Source organism: uncultured Leifsonia sp. (assembly GCF_945957465.1).
Classification (GTDB): Bacteria; Actinomycetota; Actinomycetes; order Actinomycetales; family Microbacteriaceae; genus Leifsonia.
Window position 1 is genome coordinate 1 of the sequence record NZ_CAMFLC010000042.1, and the last position, 14,889, is coordinate 14,889.

Annotated in this window: 18 protein-coding genes; 16 read left to right on the forward strand and 2 right to left on the reverse strand. The window is 68.3% G+C overall.

Annotated features, from left to right (window positions below):
• From Q0Q23_RS15690 to rplQ, 9 genes are all read left to right on the forward strand, one after another.
• Positions 1–659: preprotein translocase subunit SecY (locus Q0Q23_RS15690; RefSeq protein ID WP_295126073.1), on the forward strand; the 659-nt coding region annotated here is incomplete at its 5' end.
• The gene (locus Q0Q23_RS15695; RefSeq protein WP_295126076.1) at positions 656–1,264 is read left to right on the forward strand and encodes an adenylate kinase; all 609 of its coding nucleotides are present in this window, start codon (positions 656–658) and stop codon (positions 1,262–1,264) included. The genes Q0Q23_RS15690 and Q0Q23_RS15695, both read left to right, overlap by 4 nt.
• Before the next feature lie 5 nt (positions 1,265–1,269).
• On the forward strand, positions 1,270–2,115 hold the full coding sequence (gene map, locus Q0Q23_RS15700) for a type I methionyl aminopeptidase (protein ID WP_295126079.1): 846 nt from the start codon (positions 1,270–1,272) through the stop codon (positions 2,113–2,115).
• Positions 2,116–2,295: 180 nt separating this feature from the next.
• On the forward strand, positions 2,296–2,517 hold the full coding sequence (gene infA / locus Q0Q23_RS15705) for a translation initiation factor IF-1 (protein WP_011186713.1): 222 nt from the start codon (positions 2,296–2,298) through the stop codon (positions 2,515–2,517).
• A 79-nt stretch (positions 2,518–2,596) separates the two neighbouring features.
• Positions 2,597–2,710: a 50S ribosomal protein L36 gene (gene rpmJ / locus Q0Q23_RS15710; RefSeq protein WP_011186712.1), complete on the forward strand. Its 114-nt coding sequence runs from the start codon at positions 2,597–2,599 to the stop codon at positions 2,708–2,710.
• 150 nt (positions 2,711–2,860) lie between these two features.
• Positions 2,861–3,235 carry a 30S ribosomal protein S13 gene (gene rpsM / locus Q0Q23_RS15715; protein ID WP_179605016.1) on the forward strand — a complete coding sequence of 125 codons (375 nt, stop codon included), beginning with the start codon at positions 2,861–2,863 and terminating at the stop codon, positions 3,233–3,235.
• Positions 3,236–3,264: 29 nt separating this feature from the next.
• Positions 3,265–3,663 carry a 30S ribosomal protein S11 gene (gene rpsK, locus Q0Q23_RS15720; RefSeq protein WP_295126104.1) on the forward strand — a complete coding sequence of 133 codons (399 nt, stop codon included), beginning with the start codon at positions 3,265–3,267 and terminating at the stop codon, positions 3,661–3,663.
• Between the two features lie 119 nt (positions 3,664–3,782).
• The gene (locus Q0Q23_RS15725) at positions 3,783–4,778 is read left to right on the forward strand and encodes a DNA-directed RNA polymerase subunit alpha (protein ID WP_295126107.1); all 996 of its coding nucleotides are present in this window, start codon (positions 3,783–3,785) and stop codon (positions 4,776–4,778) included.
• A 49-nt stretch (positions 4,779–4,827) separates the two neighbouring features.
• On the forward strand, positions 4,828–5,403 hold the full coding sequence (rplQ, locus tag Q0Q23_RS15730) for a 50S ribosomal protein L17 (protein ID WP_295126110.1): 576 nt from the start codon (positions 4,828–4,830) through the stop codon (positions 5,401–5,403).
• Between the two features lie 97 nt (positions 5,404–5,500).
• Here rplQ and Q0Q23_RS15735 read toward each other — a convergent pair whose 3' ends face one another.
• Complete coding sequence (locus tag Q0Q23_RS15735) at positions 5,501–7,279, reverse strand: sugar phosphate isomerase/epimerase and 4-hydroxyphenylpyruvate domain-containing protein (protein WP_295126113.1); 1,779 nt, start codon at positions 7,277–7,279, stop codon at positions 5,501–5,503.
• Positions 7,279–8,205 (reverse strand): shikimate dehydrogenase, encoded by a 927-nt coding sequence (locus Q0Q23_RS15740; protein ID WP_295126116.1) that lies wholly within the window; start codon positions 8,203–8,205, stop codon positions 7,279–7,281. Before Q0Q23_RS15740 ends, Q0Q23_RS15735 begins: the two co-directional genes overlap by 1 nt.
• A 93-nt stretch (positions 8,206–8,298) precedes the next feature.
• Between Q0Q23_RS15740 and Q0Q23_RS15745 the strand changes: the two genes are divergently transcribed.
• The 7 genes from Q0Q23_RS15745 (at position 8,299) to glmM (ending at position 14,869) form a co-directional block, all read left to right on the forward strand.
• Entirely contained in the window at positions 8,299–8,940 is a 642-nt protein-coding gene (locus tag Q0Q23_RS15745; protein WP_295126119.1) for a TetR/AcrR family transcriptional regulator, read from the forward strand.
• Between the two features lie 58 nt (positions 8,941–8,998).
• Entirely contained in the window at positions 8,999–10,318 is a 1,320-nt protein-coding gene (locus Q0Q23_RS15750; RefSeq protein ID WP_295126122.1) for an MFS transporter, read from the forward strand.
• 9 nt (positions 10,319–10,327) lie between these two features.
• A complete protein-coding gene (locus Q0Q23_RS15755) occupies positions 10,328–11,368 on the forward strand; it encodes a GNAT family N-acetyltransferase (protein WP_295126125.1) in 1,041 nt (346 codons plus the stop codon).
• A 45-nt stretch (positions 11,369–11,413) separates the two neighbouring features.
• Positions 11,414–12,280 (forward strand): tRNA pseudouridine(38-40) synthase TruA, encoded by an 867-nt coding sequence (locus tag Q0Q23_RS15760; RefSeq protein ID WP_295126128.1) that lies wholly within the window; start codon positions 11,414–11,416, stop codon positions 12,278–12,280.
• A 206-nt stretch (positions 12,281–12,486) separates the two neighbouring features.
• On the forward strand, positions 12,487–12,933 hold the full coding sequence (gene rplM / locus Q0Q23_RS15765; protein ID WP_295126131.1) for a 50S ribosomal protein L13: 447 nt from the start codon (positions 12,487–12,489) through the stop codon (positions 12,931–12,933).
• Positions 12,934–12,982: 49 nt separating this feature from the next.
• The gene (rpsI, locus tag Q0Q23_RS15770; RefSeq protein ID WP_295126134.1) at positions 12,983–13,480 is read left to right on the forward strand and encodes a 30S ribosomal protein S9; all 498 of its coding nucleotides are present in this window, start codon (positions 12,983–12,985) and stop codon (positions 13,478–13,480) included.
• Positions 13,481–13,507: 27 nt separating this feature from the next.
• Complete coding sequence (glmM, locus tag Q0Q23_RS15775; protein ID WP_295126138.1) at positions 13,508–14,869, forward strand: phosphoglucosamine mutase; 1,362 nt, start codon at positions 13,508–13,510, stop codon at positions 14,867–14,869.
• Positions 14,870–14,889: the final 20 nt, after the last annotated feature.

Consider the following 14,889-nt stretch of genomic DNA (forward strand, 5'->3'; position numbering starts at 1 on the left):
TCGTGATCGCGATCGGACTGCTCATCGTGGCGGCCGTCGTGTTCGTCGAGCAGTCTCAGCGCCGCATCCCGGTGCAATACGCCAAACGGATGGTCGGCCGCCGCACGTACGGCGGCAACAACACGTACATTCCGATCAAGGTGAACATGGCGGGCGTCGTGCCGGTCATCTTCGCGTCGTCGCTGCTGTACCTGCCCGCGCTCATCGCCCAGTTCAACCAGCCGGCGGCGGGCAAGGCACCGGCGCCGTGGGTGACCTGGATCACGAACTACCTGACCAAGGGCGACCACCCGCTCTACATGCTCCTGTACTTCCTCCTGATCGTGGGCTTCACGTACTTCTATGTCGCCATCACCTTCAACCCGGAGGAGGTCGCGGACAACATGAAGAAGTACGGCGGCTTCATCCCGGGTATCCGCGCCGGCCGCCCGACCGCGGAGTACCTCGACTACGTGCTCACGCGCGTGACCCTGCCCGGCTCGATCTACCTCGGTATCATCGCGCTGATCCCACTGGTCGCCTTCGCGTTGCTCGGCGCCAGCCAGAACTTCATGTTCGGCGGCACGTCCATCCTCATCATCGTCGGTGTGGGACTGGAGACGGTCAAGCAGATCGACTCGCAGCTCCAGCAGCGTCACTACGAAGGGCTTCTGCGTTGACCCGTATGTTGATCGTCGGTCCTCCCGGAGCGGGCAAGGGCACTCAGGCCTCCCGCATCACTGCCGCATACGGGATCCCCGACATCTCCACGGGCGACATCTTCCGGGCGAACATCAAGAACGAGACCCCCCTCGGCAAAGAGGTCAAGGCCATCGTCGATGCGGGCGACTACGTTCCGGACAGCCTCACGAACAAGCTGGTCACCGACCGACTCGCCGAGGACGACGCCAAGAACGGCTTCCTGCTCGACGGCTACCCGCGCACGCTCGACCAGGTGAAGTACCTCGATGAGTTGCTCGCGTCGCAGGGTCAGGAGCTCGGCGCCGTGATCCGGCTGGTCGCCGACCAGGACGAGATCGTCGCCCGGCTGACCAAGCGCGCGCAGGAGCAGGGACGCGCCGACGACTCCGAGGAGGCCATCCGGCACCGTCAGGAGGTGTACGTCCGCGAGACGTCGCCGCTGATCGATGTGTACCGGGAGCGCGGTCTGCTCGTCGAGGTCGACGGACTCGGGGGTGTGGACGAGGTCGCGGCGCGCATCCGCTCCGCCCTCGCGGACCGTGGCATCCGTCCCCTCGCCGGGGCCGACGAGCCCGTCGCGTAACGACCGTGGCCTTCAAGCGGACGATCTACAAGACGCCCGCCCAGCTGCGTGAGATGGTCGCGCCGGGGCGGGCGACAGCCGCATCCCTCGAGGCCGTCGCTGCGGCGGTCGCACCGGGGCTGACCACGCTGCAGCTCGACCAGATTGCCGAGGCTGCGATCGAACGGGCAGGCGGTCGATCGAACTTCAAGCTCGAGGCCGGGTACCACCACACGATCTGCGCGTCGGTGAACGACGAAGTGGTGCACGGCATCCCAGGTTCACGCATCCTGCTTCCCGGTGACATCGTCTCGATCGACAGCGGCGCCATCGTGACCGGTGCCGACGGCTCCGGCTGGAACGGCGACGCCGCGCGCACGTTCGTGCTGCCCGACCCGGCGCACCCCGAGCGCGTCGCCGAGCGGCAGCGGCTCTCGGACGTCACCGAGCAGTCGCTCTGGCACGGCATCGCACGCCTCGCGACCGCCCGCCACCTGAACGAGGTGGGCGAGGCGATCGAGGACCACATCCTCTCGCAGGGCGACTACGACATCCTGACCGATTACATCGGGCACGGTATCGGCCGGAAGATGCACGAGGAGCCTCCTGTGTTCAACTACCGGGTGCGCTCGAAGGGGCCGGAGGTCCGGCCCGGCCTCGTGGTCGCCATCGAGCCGATGGTGGTGCTGGGCGACCAGGACACCTACGTGAAGGACGACGGCTGGACGGTCGCGACGGAGGACGGTTCCGCTGCGGCTCACTGGGAGCACAGCGTCGCCGTCCACGCCGGCGGCATCTGGGTCCTCACCGCCGTGGACGGGGGAGCCGCCGGGTTGGCACCGTTCGGGATCAGTCCGACCCCGATCGCGTGACGCCACCCTGTCCGCCGCCGTCCGTTCGCTCTGAGCACGCGCGGATGATAACCCAGAATTGGCGAAATGCGCCGGCATCCCATAAGATTGATCCTTGGTGTCTTAGGCGTGCTTGCTGCATGCCTATCGCCGGTGTAAACGCACGACCAGCAAACCCCAACGACTAGCGACAGTGAGGCTATGGCCAAAAAAGACGGTGTCATCGAGATCGAAGGATCTGTGATCGAGGCGCTCCCCAACGCGATGTTCCGCGTCGAGCTCACCAACGGTCACAAGGTTCTTGCCCACATCTCCGGCAAGATGCGCCAGCACTACATCCGCATCCTCCCCGAGGACCGCGTGATCGTGGAGCTGAGCCCTTACGATCTGACCCGCGGCCGGATCGTCTACCGCTACAAGTAAGGGTCTGCTGTAAGTAACGGCCCCGCCACCGGGTAGCCCCTGGCGAGGTACGAGGACAGCGAACAAAGGTAACAGCACAATGAAGGTCAACCCCTCCGTCAAGAAGATCTGCGACAAGTGCAAGGTCATCCGTCGCAACGGCCGGGTCATGGTCATCTGCGAGAACCCGCGCCACAAGCAGCGCCAGGGCTGATCGCAGCAGCACGACAGCACGACTCAACTCAATAACGAAGCGATCCCAGAACCCGCCACCATCCAGCGTGGAGGCGGGGGACACCCTCGGAGGAGGCCGGGGCACCGGGACCGCTGAAGACCTCCACTCATCACAGGAGAAGCCACAACCATGGCACGTCTAGCAGGCGTCGACATCCCGCGCGAGAAGCGCGTGGAGGTCGCACTCACCTACATCTACGGCGTCGGGCGCACGCGTGCGCTGCAGACCCTTCGCGAGACCGGGATCTCCGGCGACATCCGCGTCAAGGACCTGACCGACGACCAGCTCGTCGCACTGCGCGACTTCATCGAGGGCAACTTCAAGGTCGAGGGCGACCTCCGCCGCGAGGTCGCCGCCGACATCCGCCGCAAGGTCGAGATCGGCAGCTACGAGGGCATCCGCCACCGCAAGGGCCTCCCGGTCCGCGGCCAGCGAACCAAGACGAACGCGCGCACCCGCAAGGGCCCGAAGCGCACCGTCGCCGGTAAGAAGAAGGCTCGCTAGGCCGACACCAGGACTGAAGGAGAAAGAAAATGGCAGCACCCAAGTCGGCCGCTCGCAAGCCGCGCAAGAAGGAAAAGAAGAACATCGCTGTGGGCCAGGCCCACATCAAGAGCACCTTCAACAACACGATCGTCTCGATCACCGACACCACCGGTGCGGTCATCTGCTGGGCCTCGTCCGGCGGCGTCGGGTTCAAGGGCTCGCGCAAGTCGACCCCGTTCGCCGCTCAGCTGGCCGCCGAGTCGGCCGCCCGCCAGGCGCAGGAGCACGGGATGAAGAAGGTCGACGTCTTCGTCAAGGGTCCGGGTTCGGGCCGCGAGACCGCGATCCGCTCGCTGCAGGCCGCAGGCCTCGAGGTGGGCTCGATCAACGACGTCACCCCGCAGGCGCACAACGGATGCCGCCCGCCGAAGCGTCGCCGCGTCTAGTTCTCTTCCACGTCCGCCCAGGCGGCGGTCCTCACCGGGCCGCCGCCTGACGGCGTGACGAACCCCACCTCACTCACGCGAGTGTCATATAGCGGACACTCAGCCGAAAGGAATCAACAGTGCTCATTGCACAGCGTCCTACGCTTACCGAAGAGAACATCTCCGAGTTCCGTTCGCGGTTCGTCATCGAGCCGCTCGAGCCGGGCTTCGGCTACACGCTCGGAAACTCGCTGCGTCGCACCCTGCTCTCGTCCATCCCGGGTGCGGCCGTCACCAGCATCCGCATCGATGGCGTGCTGCACGAGTTCAGCACGGTTCCCGGTGTCAAGGAGGATGTCACCGAGATCATCCTGAACATCAAGGGCCTCGTCGTCTCCAGCGAGCACGACGAGCCGATCACCGCCTACCTGCGTAAGACGGGTGCCGGCCAGGTCACGGCCGCCGACATCTCGGCTCCGGCGGGCGTGGAGATCCACAACCCCGAGCTCGTCATCGCCACCCTGAACGACAAGGCGAAGTTCGAGGTCGAGCTGACCATCGAGCGCGGCCGCGGCTACGTGTCGGCCCAGCAGAACCGTAACGAGTACAGCGAAGCGGGCCAGATCCCGATCGACTCGATCTACTCTCCGGTCCTCAAGGTCACCTACCGTGTCGAGGCCACCCGTGCCGGTGAGCGCACCGACTTCGACCGCCTCGTCGTCGACGTCGAGACGAAGCCGGCGATCAGCCCGCGCGACGCCATCGCCTCGGCCGGCCGCACGCTGACCGAGCTGTTCGGCCTCGCCCGCGAGCTCAACAGCGCCGCCGAGGGCATCGAGATCGGCCCGGCGCCGGTCGACCAGGTGCTCAGCTCCGAGCTGTCGATGCCGATCGAGGACCTCGACCTCTCGGTGCGCTCGTACAACTGCCTCAAGCGTGAGGGCATCAACACGGTCAGCGAGCTCGTTTCGCTGTCGGAGACGCAGCTCATGAACATCCGCAACTTCGGTCAGAAGTCGGTGGATGAGGTCAAGGACAAGCTGACCGAGATGGGTCTGTCGCTCAAGGACTCGGTCCCCGGGTTCGACGGCGCCCACTTCTACAGCGGGTACGAAGAAGACGAGTCCACCATCTGAGGCCGCGTCAGCGAAGCCTTCGACTTTTCACTACTGGAGATAACCGATCATGCCTAAGCCCACGAAGGGCCCCCGCCTCGGAGGCGGTCCCGCGCACGAGCGCCTGATGCTCGCCAACCTGGCCGCCGCGCTCTTCACCCACAAGAGCATCAAGACGACCGAGACCAAGGCCAAGCGCCTGCGTCCCTACGCCGAGCGCCTGATCACGTTCGCGAAGCGCGGCGACCTGCACGCCCGCCGTCGCGTGCTCGCGGTCATCGGCGACAAGTCCGTCGTGCACGAGCTCTTCACCGAGATCGCGCCGCTGGTCGCCGAGCGCGAGGGCGGCTACACCCGCATCACCAAGCTCGGCTACCGCAAGGGCGACAACGCCCCGATGGCGCAGATCGAGCTCGTGCTCGAGCCGGTCGCCCCGAAGGCCAAGCCGGCCAAGAAGGCTGAGGCCCCGAAGGCCGCTCCCGCCGCGGAGCCGGTCGTCGAGGAGGAGGCCGCCGAGGAGCCCGCCGCCGACGAGGCCGCGACCGAGGAGACCACCGCCGCTGAGGCGGAGGTCGTCGAGGACGCCACCGGCGACGCCGAGGCCGCCGGTGAGACCACCGCTGAGGACGAGGCCGAGAAGGCCTGAGCCGTCCGCTTCTCGCTTCACCGTCGAGACGCCCCGCATCCATCCGGATGCGGGGCGTCTCGCTGTCTGCGGGAGGTGACGGCCGTCCGTGTCCGCGTCAACCGGAGGCGTGCTGTGCCGTCAGCCGCACGGGCGTGTTGCCCGCGCCGAACCCGGTGTACCCGTGCCGGCGTTCCACAAGTTCGAAGAACACGGTACCGACGGTCTCGGTGTAGCAGTGCAGGTACTCGCCCGATTCGTCCCTGTCGTACAGCAGTCCTGCCGACTGGAGCAGAGTCAGTTGGGCGTCGGAGAGGTCGTGTCGCGCGGCGAGGTCGTCGTAGTAGTTGGCCGACACCGGCACGGTGCGCAGCCCTCGGGCCCGCGCTCGCGCGACGAGCGATGGCAGATCGCGGCACGCGATGGCGATGTGTTGCGCGTGACGCACAGCGCCGGGGCGCAGCTCGGAGAGGGGCGGGACGACGTTGAGAGCCAGCCGCAGAGGTGCGTCACGGGAACGGAGCGCGTGGCTGCGGACCAGGCCTGCGGGTCCCGCAAGCTCCGCTGTCGAGTCTCGGACGAGTCCCAGAGCCGTACCGTAGAAGAGCAGCGCCTCCTCGATGTCGGCGACCGGTTCGGTGAGGTTGATGTGATCGATGCCGAGGATCTCGGGTTCGGGTTCGCCGTGACCACCGGAGAACTCCCGGGGCCAGTGTGCGCCGGTCTCAGGGCCGCTGAACAGGATCTCGGTTCCGTCGGGCGCCAGCATCGCGGGGAGGTCGGCTTCGCCGGCGAGCACCCGCCTGTGGCTGCGGCGCGCACCGAGCCGCTCTGCGCGTTCGGCAGCCGCGAGGGGCTCCTCGCAGCGAAGTCCGAACCCGGCGATGTGGGGTTCCCTGCCCGACGCATTGTGCTCGTTGAGGACGAACAGCGCATCGCCGGCCGCGTAGAGCCACGCGTCCTTGGACAGATGGCGGCCGCGCGACGCGAAGCCGACCCGTTCGAGGAGCGCGGCGATCCCGTCGGTGTCCTGCGCCTTGAGCTCCACCTGGTCGAGCTCGACCGGCTGCGCGGCGGGGACCCGGCCGAGGCCGAGCGCGTCGTGCAGGACCGTCAGCGATCGGCGCGCGTGAACCGCCGTCCGCGTGGGGTCCGTCTGGCGGTAGACATCGTTGAACACTTCGAGTGACAGCGGGCCGGTGTAACCGGCACGCACGGTGTGCTCGACGAACGCGGGCAGGTCGAATCCCCCTTCGCCGGGGAACAGCCGGTGGTGGCGGCTCCACGAGAGCACATCCATGGACAGGATCGGTGCGTCCGCCAGCTGGACGAAGAAGATCTTCTCGCCCGGAATCGCCTCGATCGACTTCGGATCGTGGCCACGGGAGAGGATGTGGAAGCTGTCCAGGCAGACCCCGAGCGCGGGATGGTCCGCACGCTCCACGATGCGCCAGGCCCGACGGTAGTCGTCGATGTATCGGCCCCACGCGAGCGCCTCGAATGCGATCCGCTTGCCATATCCGTGGGCGCGCTCGGCCAGGCGCGTGAGCTGATCGGCCGACACGGCGTCATCGTCGATCGTGGCCGTGGCGACGTTGCTGCACACCAGCACCGTGTCGACCCCGAGCCGGTCCATGAGCTGGAACTTCGCCTCCGCTCTGTGCAGGACGCGAGCGAATTCCGGCTCTTGGATACCCTCCGCGTCGCGGAAGGGTTGATAGAGCGAGATCCCGAGACCACGACGGTCGCAGAGGGCGCGGATCTCCTCTGGAGACTGTGGCGCCGCGATCAGATCGGGTTCGAAGATCTCGACGTCGTCGAAACCGGCGTCGGCGATGGCGTGCAGCTTGTCGACCAGAGCGCCTGACAGGCAGACCGTCGCGATCGAGGTGCGCATCAGCGACCCTCCCTCGTGCCCTCGGATCCGGTCGTCTCCCGGTGCACCATCTCCAGGAAGTGGTCACGCATCCGCTCGCGGTCGGGCTCGACACCCGTGATCAATCGGAAGGCGTCCGCGGCCTGACCGACGGCCATGCGGCCGCCGTCGAGGACGCGACAACCGGCTCGCCGCGCAGCATCGAGGAGTGCGGTTTCGATGGGGCGGTAGACGATGTCCGCGACCCAGAGCTCGGGCCGGAGCAGGGAAGAGTCGATCGGGATGCCGGGATGGGTGTGCATCCCGACGAAGCTGGCGTTCACGAGGCCGGTGACGGTGGGCGTGCCGTCCTTCAGCCGTTCGGTCACTGCGTCCGCCGCGGCGCCGGTGACGGCAGCCCGCGGAAACCGCGCGGCGAGGGAGGCCGCCAGGGTCTCTGCGCGCCCTCGATCCAGATCGACAACGGTCAGACGTGCCGCTCCGGCCTCCAGCAGCGCGCAGGCGACGGCAGCGCCCGCGCCGCCCGCGCCGATGACGACGACGTCCGTCAGGTCCGCGCCGGGCAGGCCGTCCCGAAGTGCGGACGCGAAACCGGTCACATCGGTGTTGTGACCGATCCGGCGTCCGGCGACGAGCAACACGGTGTTCACCGACCCGATGGCCGCCGCGGAGGGCGAGACTTCGTCCAGCTGTGCGACGACGCGCTGCTTGCCCGGGTGGGTGACATTGAGCGCACTGAAGCCGAGATCGGCCGCGGAGGCGAGGAGCCTGCCGAGCGTCGCATCGAGATCGTCTTCCGGCCGGTCGAGAGCGAGGAGATCGATCGGGCGGTAGAGGTAGCGCAGACCGTGCCGGTCGGCCTCCCGCTCATGCAGGGGCGGCGTGAGCGAGGGGCGGACCCCCTCGCCCACGAGACCGACCAGGTATGACTCTCCGACCATGCTCATGCGTCCTCCTCGACCAGCGACCGCCGGCGCGGCTTGACAAACGCCTGGCGGGTTCTTAACGTACCAGATAGTTCATTAACGCGAGGAGGCGGGATGCCGCTACGGGATCACGAAAGGATCCGCGACGCCGAGCGCACGCGGGCCGAGATCCTCGCGGTCGCGACACAGGAGTTCGCCGACCGCGGTTTCTCCGGAGCGCGGGTGGACGAGATCGCGCGGCGCATGAGCACCACCAAGCGCATGATCTACTACTACTTCGGTGGCAAGGAGCAGCTCTACGTGAGCGTACTCGAGGCGGCCTACGCTGAAATGCGCGGGTACGAGCAGCAGCTCGACGTCTCGGATCTGGATCCTGTCGCAGCCATCCGTGCCATCGCAGAGCGCACCTTCGACCACCACACGAGCAGGCAGGACTTCGTCCGTCTTGTCGCGATCGAGAACATCCATCGCGCGGCGTTCCTGCGCGAGGTCGGCGAGCCCGAGAGCCTGGCGCTGCCGGCACTCGAACTGATCGACGAGGTGCTGCGACGCGGCAGGGCCGCAGGCGACTTCCGCGATGACATCGACGCGACGGACGTGCACATGGCGATCAGTTCCTTCTGCGTCTTCCCGGTGGCCAACCGCCACACGTTCGGGTATCTCTTCGGCCGCGATCTGCTGAACCAGTCGCGCGCCGGTCATTACCGGCGGATGCTCGGCGACATGATCGTCGCGCTCCTCGCACCGGACCGGTGATCCGCATCCCGGACGCCCGGGACGGATCGAAGCTACACAACAGAAACGAGAGTCGACGATGACCGCCCTCGCCCCTTCCTCCACGCGTGCGCGAACACCTGTACGAGCAGCTTTCGCCGGCTTCCTCGGATCGGCCGTGGAGTACTACGACTTCTTCATCTTCGGGTCGGCTGCAGCGCTGATCTTTCCGCACGTGTTCTTCCCCGACGCCGATACGACTGCGCGCGTGATGTCGTTCGCGACGTTCGGGTTCGCGTACGTGGCCCGCCCGATCGGCGCCGTGATCCTCGGCCATTTCGGCGACAGGATCGGTCGTCGGAAAGTGCTCGTGTTCACCCTCGCGCTGATGGGCTTCTCCACTTTCGCGATCGGTTGCCTGCCCACGTTCGAGACCATCGGGTGGCTCGCCCCGATCCTGCTGGTGTTCTGCCGACTGCTCCAGGGGCTGTCGGCCGCGGGCGAGCAGGCAGGTGCCAGCTCGATGACGCTGGAGCACGCTCCCGAGGCGCGTCGGGCCTTCTTCACGTCGTGGACGCTGACGGGCACGCAGGGAGGCCAGGTGCTCGCGGCCATCGCCTTCATCCCGGTGATGGCGCTGCCGGAGGATGTCCTGTACTCGGTCGGCTGGCGCATCCCGTTCTGGCTGTCCGCCATCGTCGTCATCGTCGCGTTCGTCGTGCGTCGGTCGCTGCCGGAGTCGCCGGAGTTCGTCAGCGCCGCAGAGGGCGGAGAGATCGAGAAACTTCCTCTCGTCGGCCTGTTGCGCTCCAACTGGCGCGATGTGCTGCGCGTGGTGGTGCTCGCCATGATCGCCGCGGTCTCGACCGTGTTCGGCAACCTGGCGATCGCCTACGGCACGGATGCCGGACTGAGCGCGGCCGTCACGCTCTGGCTGGTCGTCGTCGCGAACATCGTCGCATTGGGCACACAGCCGCTGTTCGGGATGCTCGCCGACCGGATCGGGCGCAAGCCCGTGTTCGTCTACGGCGCGCTGTCGAGCGCGGTGATCATGCCGTTCTACCTGCGGTCGATGTCCGGGTCGGAGGTCTGGGTCACCTTCCTCCTCGCCGTCGCGGTGTTCTCGTGCGGGTACGCCGCTGCCAACGCCGTCTGGCCGTCGTTCTACAACGAGATGTTCCCGCGTGAGGTGCGCTTCTCCGGCGTCGCGATCGGCACCCAGCTCGGCTTCCTCATGGCCGGTTTCGCCCCGAGCATCGTCACTGCGATGGGCGGCACCGGACCAGACGGCTGGATCGTGATCTCCCTGTTCACCGCGGTCATCGCCGTGGTCGTGACACTGGCGGCGCTCACCGCGCGGGAGACCGCGCGCACGCCCACTGCGGAACTCGGGCGGCGACCCGAAGTGCGACGCCGTTAGGCTGGCGTGATGCCGGAGCCTGAATCCATCGCCTCCACCCTTCAACCGCTGAACGAGCGCGTGGAGGCACCGCCGACGTACGAACCGCATCATCCCCTCGTCGCGGAGTGGCGTCCGATCACCTGGGACGATGTCGACTCCGTGCACGCGGTGCTGAGAGCGAGCGACGCCGTCGACCACCCCAACTACCTCACCACGCGCGAGGAGGTCGAGGACGACCTCGGCTACAGCTTCATCGACCTCGAACGCGACACCCTCCTCGCGATCGGTCACGACGGCGCCGTGCTCGCGGTCGGCTCGATCCTGGAACCGCCGCGGCAGATCACGCTGGTGCGCGAGTTCCTGAACGGCACCGTGCACCCCGGCCATCGTGGCCGGGGAATCGGCCGCGAGTTGATCGCCTGGCAGCGGGCGCGGGCCGAGCAGAAGCTCGCCGCGCTGGACAAGCGTCTTCCCGGCTGGCTGGTGGGGTACGCCGACCGACGTGCGCCCGACCGCGAGCGGCTGCTCACCGCGGCGGGACTCGAGGCCGTGCGCTGGTTCCACACCATGGAGCGCGACCTGGGGGAGCCGATCCCGGAGGTCGTGCCGACGGAGGACGTGCGGATCGTCCCGTACGCGGCCGAGCTGGCGGACGCGGTGCACGCGGCCCGCGACGAGGCCTTCCTCGACCACTGGGGCAGCCAACCCCTGAGCGATGAGCAGTGGACCTCCCTCATCGGCGGCACTTTCGCCCCCGAGGTGTCGTTCGTGGCGCTCGCCGGCGACGACGTCGCCGGTGTCGTGCTCAGCGACGTCAACGAGGACGACTGGGCGGCGCAGGGCTTCTCCGGCCCCTACATCTCGACGGTCGCCGTCACTCGCGCGCATCGCGGCCGGCGGATCGCGCCGGCGCTGCTGCGCGCGGTGCTGGCCGAGAGCGCGCGGCGCGGCTGGCAGAAGGCGGTCCTCGACGTCGACGCGGACAACCCCACAGGGGCGCGCGGACTCTACACCGGCATGGGCTTCGTGACGACTTTCTCCGAGACCGGACTCGTGCGGGCGTACTGACGCGGTCCGCGTCGACACCGGTCAGCGCTTCCCTAGAATCGAGGGATGACCGACGAGGCGACGCGATTCCGGCTCGACATCGCCTACCAGGGCACCGACTTCAACGGCTGGGGGCGGCAGCCCGCCCTCCGCACCGTGCAGGGCGAGCTGGAGGCTGCGCTCGCGACGATCTTCCGCCGAGCGGGGGAGCCGCCCCTGCTCACGGTCGCCGGGCGCACCGACGCGGGCGTCCACGCCCGTGGTCAGGTCGCCCAAGTCGACCTCTCGCCCGAGCAGACGGCCGTGCTGCGGAAGCCTCACGGAAAGCGCCCGCCCCTCGATGCCGACGAGGCGCTCGCTCGGCGGGTCAACGGCGTGCTTGGCCCCGTCTCGGATGTCGTCGTGCTGCGCGCGAGCGAGGCGCCGGTCGGCTTCGACGCCCGGTTCTCGGCTCTGTGGCGCCGCTACGAGTACCGGGTGGCCGACCGGAGCGCGCTGCGGGACCCGCTGCAGCGGCACCGCACGGCGTGGGTCTCGGCCGTCCTGGACGCGCGGGCGATGGACGTGGCGGCGCACGGCCTCCTGGGCCTCCACGATTTCGCCTCCTACTGCAAGGCCCGGGAGGGGGCGACGACGATCCGCACGCTCCTCGACTTCTCGTGGCGGCGCGACGACGAGGGCGTGCTGGTGGGCGAGGTGGTGGCAGACGCGTTCTGCCACAGCATGGTCCGCGCGCTCGTCGGCGCCTGCGTGGAGGTGGGGGAGGGGTCGTTGGCCCCCGGCGACCTGGTCGACCTGCGCGACGCGCGCGAGCGCACGAGCGCCTTCAAGGTGATGCCGGCCCGCGGGCTGACGTTGATGGAGGTCGGCTACCCAGGCGACGCGGAGCTCGCGCTGCGGGCGGAGCAGACGCGCGGGCTGAGGACGCTGTGATCCGGCGGAGGCGGCCGGAGTCCGCCCCGGTTTGACCCCCTCCGGGCGTGTCGCGTAGTATTGACCCTTGGTGTCTGCGCCTCCTGCGGCGTGACACACGAACGTGAGCCCTCCACCGGCCCCGGTTCCCATCCTTTCGGGATGGAAACCCCCATCGGAGCGGGATTCACGAACTCCTCCGTTCGATACAGAAAGCAGCCACTACTGTGACGCGCACCTACACCCCGAAGGCAGACGAGATCCAGCGCGACTGGGTCGTCATCGACGCGACCGATGTCGTGCTCGGCCGTCTCGCCAGCCACACCGCCGCCCTCCTCCGCGGCAAGCACAAGCCGACGTTCGCCCCGCACATGGACAGCGGCGACTTCGTGATCATCATCAACGCCGACAAGGTGGCCCTCACCGGTCAGAAGGCGGCTCAGAAGAAGGCCTACCGCCACTCGGGTTACCCGGGCGGCCTCAAGGCCACCACCTACTCCGAGCTGCTCGAGAAGAACCCGGTCCGGGCCGTCGAGAAGGCCGTCCGCGGCATGCTGCCGAAGAACTCCCTCGGCCGCGCTCAGCTCCGCAAGCTGAAGGTCTACACCGGAAGCGAGCACCCGCACGCCGCCCAGCAGCCGAAGCAGTACACGCTCGGCCAGGTCGCCCAGTAAGCGATCCACGACCTTCACGACTGACTTAAGACAAAGGATTATCACCACCGTGGCGAAGATCGCAGACAGCATCGACTCGGCTCAGGTCGAGAACGTCGAGTCCTACTCGACCGAGACCCCCGAGAGCGCGGCCCCCGCGGCCCCGCGTCCCGTCCTCTCCGTTCCGGGCGCGGCCGTCGGCCGTCGCAAGGAGGCCATCGCGCGCGTGCGCCTGGTCCCGGGCTCCGGAACCCTCACGGTCAACGGCCGTGAGTTCGCGGACTACTTCCCGAACAAGCTGCACCAGCAGCTCATCACCGACCCGTTCAAGGTCCTCGACCTCGTCGGCGCGTACGACGTCGTCGCCCGCATCACCGGCGGCGGCCCGTCGGGTCAGGCCGGCGCGCTCCGTCTCGCCATCGCCCGTGCGCTCAACGAGATCGACCGCGAGAACAACCGTCCGACCCTCAAGAAGGCCGGCTTCCTCACTCGGGACGCCCGCGTCACCGAGCGCAAGAAGGCCGGTCTCAAGAAGGCGCGCAAGGCTTCGCAGTTCTCCAAGCGCTGATCCTCGTCAGCGTTTAGGCTTCGGTTCATGCCCCGCCTTTTCGGAACCGACGGAGTCCGCGGACTCGCGAACGGTACGCTCACCGCCGACCTCGCGCTCGGCCTCGCTCAGGCAGCTGCTGCTGTCCTGACGCGAGGCCGCAGCGCGGAGGCTCGGCGCGCCGCGGGCAAGCGCCCGCTGGCGATCGTCGCCCGTGACCCCCGGGTCTCCGGCGAATTCCTCTCGGCCGCCGTCGCGGCCGGGCTGGCCAGCTCCGGCATCGACGTCTACGACGCCGGTGTCATCCCCACGCCGGCCACCGCCTTCCTGATCGCCGACTTCGACGCGGACTTCGGCGTGATGGTCTCGGCCTCGCACAACCCCGCCCCCGACAACGGGATCAAGATCTTCGCCCGGGGCGGCACCAAGCTCCCGGACGTCGTCGAGGACCGCATCGAGCAGCACCTCGACATGGAGAAGCTCACGCCGACCGGCGCCGACGTCGGCCGCATCCGCCGTTTCGCGGATGCAGAAGACCGCTACGTCGTGCACTTGCTCGCGAGCCTCCCGCACCGCCTCGACGGCATCCACGTCGTGCTCGACTGCGCACACGGCGCGGCCGCCGGCATCTCGCCCGAGGTGTTCACCGACGCCGGCGCGCGGGTGACCGTGATCGGCGACTCGCCCGACGGCATGAACATCAACGACGGAGTCGGCTCCACGCACCTCGACAAGCTCGCCGAGGCCGTCCTCGCCGCCGGCGCCGACGTCGGCATCGCCCACGACGGCGACGCGGACCGCTGCCTCGCGATCGACGCCGACGGCAACATCGTCGACGGCGACCAGATCATGGCGATCCTCGCCGTGGGGATGAAGGAACGCGGCAAGCTCACGGACGACACGCTCGTGGCGACCGTGATGAGCAACCTCGGCCTCAAGATCGCCATGCGCGAGCACGGCATCCGCGTCGTCGAGACAGCGGTCGGCGACCGCTACGTGCTCGAGGAGATGAACCGGAACGACTTCGCGCTGGGCGGCGAGCAGTCCGGCCACGTCATCATGCGCGAGTTCGCGACCACCGGCGACGGCATCCTCACGGGGCTTCACCTCCTCAGCGAGATGGCACGGCAGCGCAAACCACTGTCGGAGCTGGCGAAGGTCATGACCGTCTACCCGCAGGTCATGGTGAACGTGAAGGGCGTCGACCACCACGGCGTGCACACCGACGAACCGCTCCGGCTCGCTGTGCAGACGGCCGAAGCCGCCCTCGGCGACAGCGGCCGGGTACTGTTGCGTCCGTCCGGCACCGAGCCGCTGGTGCGTGTCATGGTGGAGGCCGCCGACCAGCCCACGGCAGAGCGACTGGCCAACGAACTCGCCGACGTGGTGCGCGAGCGTCTCGGCGCGTAGCGGGCGGGCCGACGAGCTCC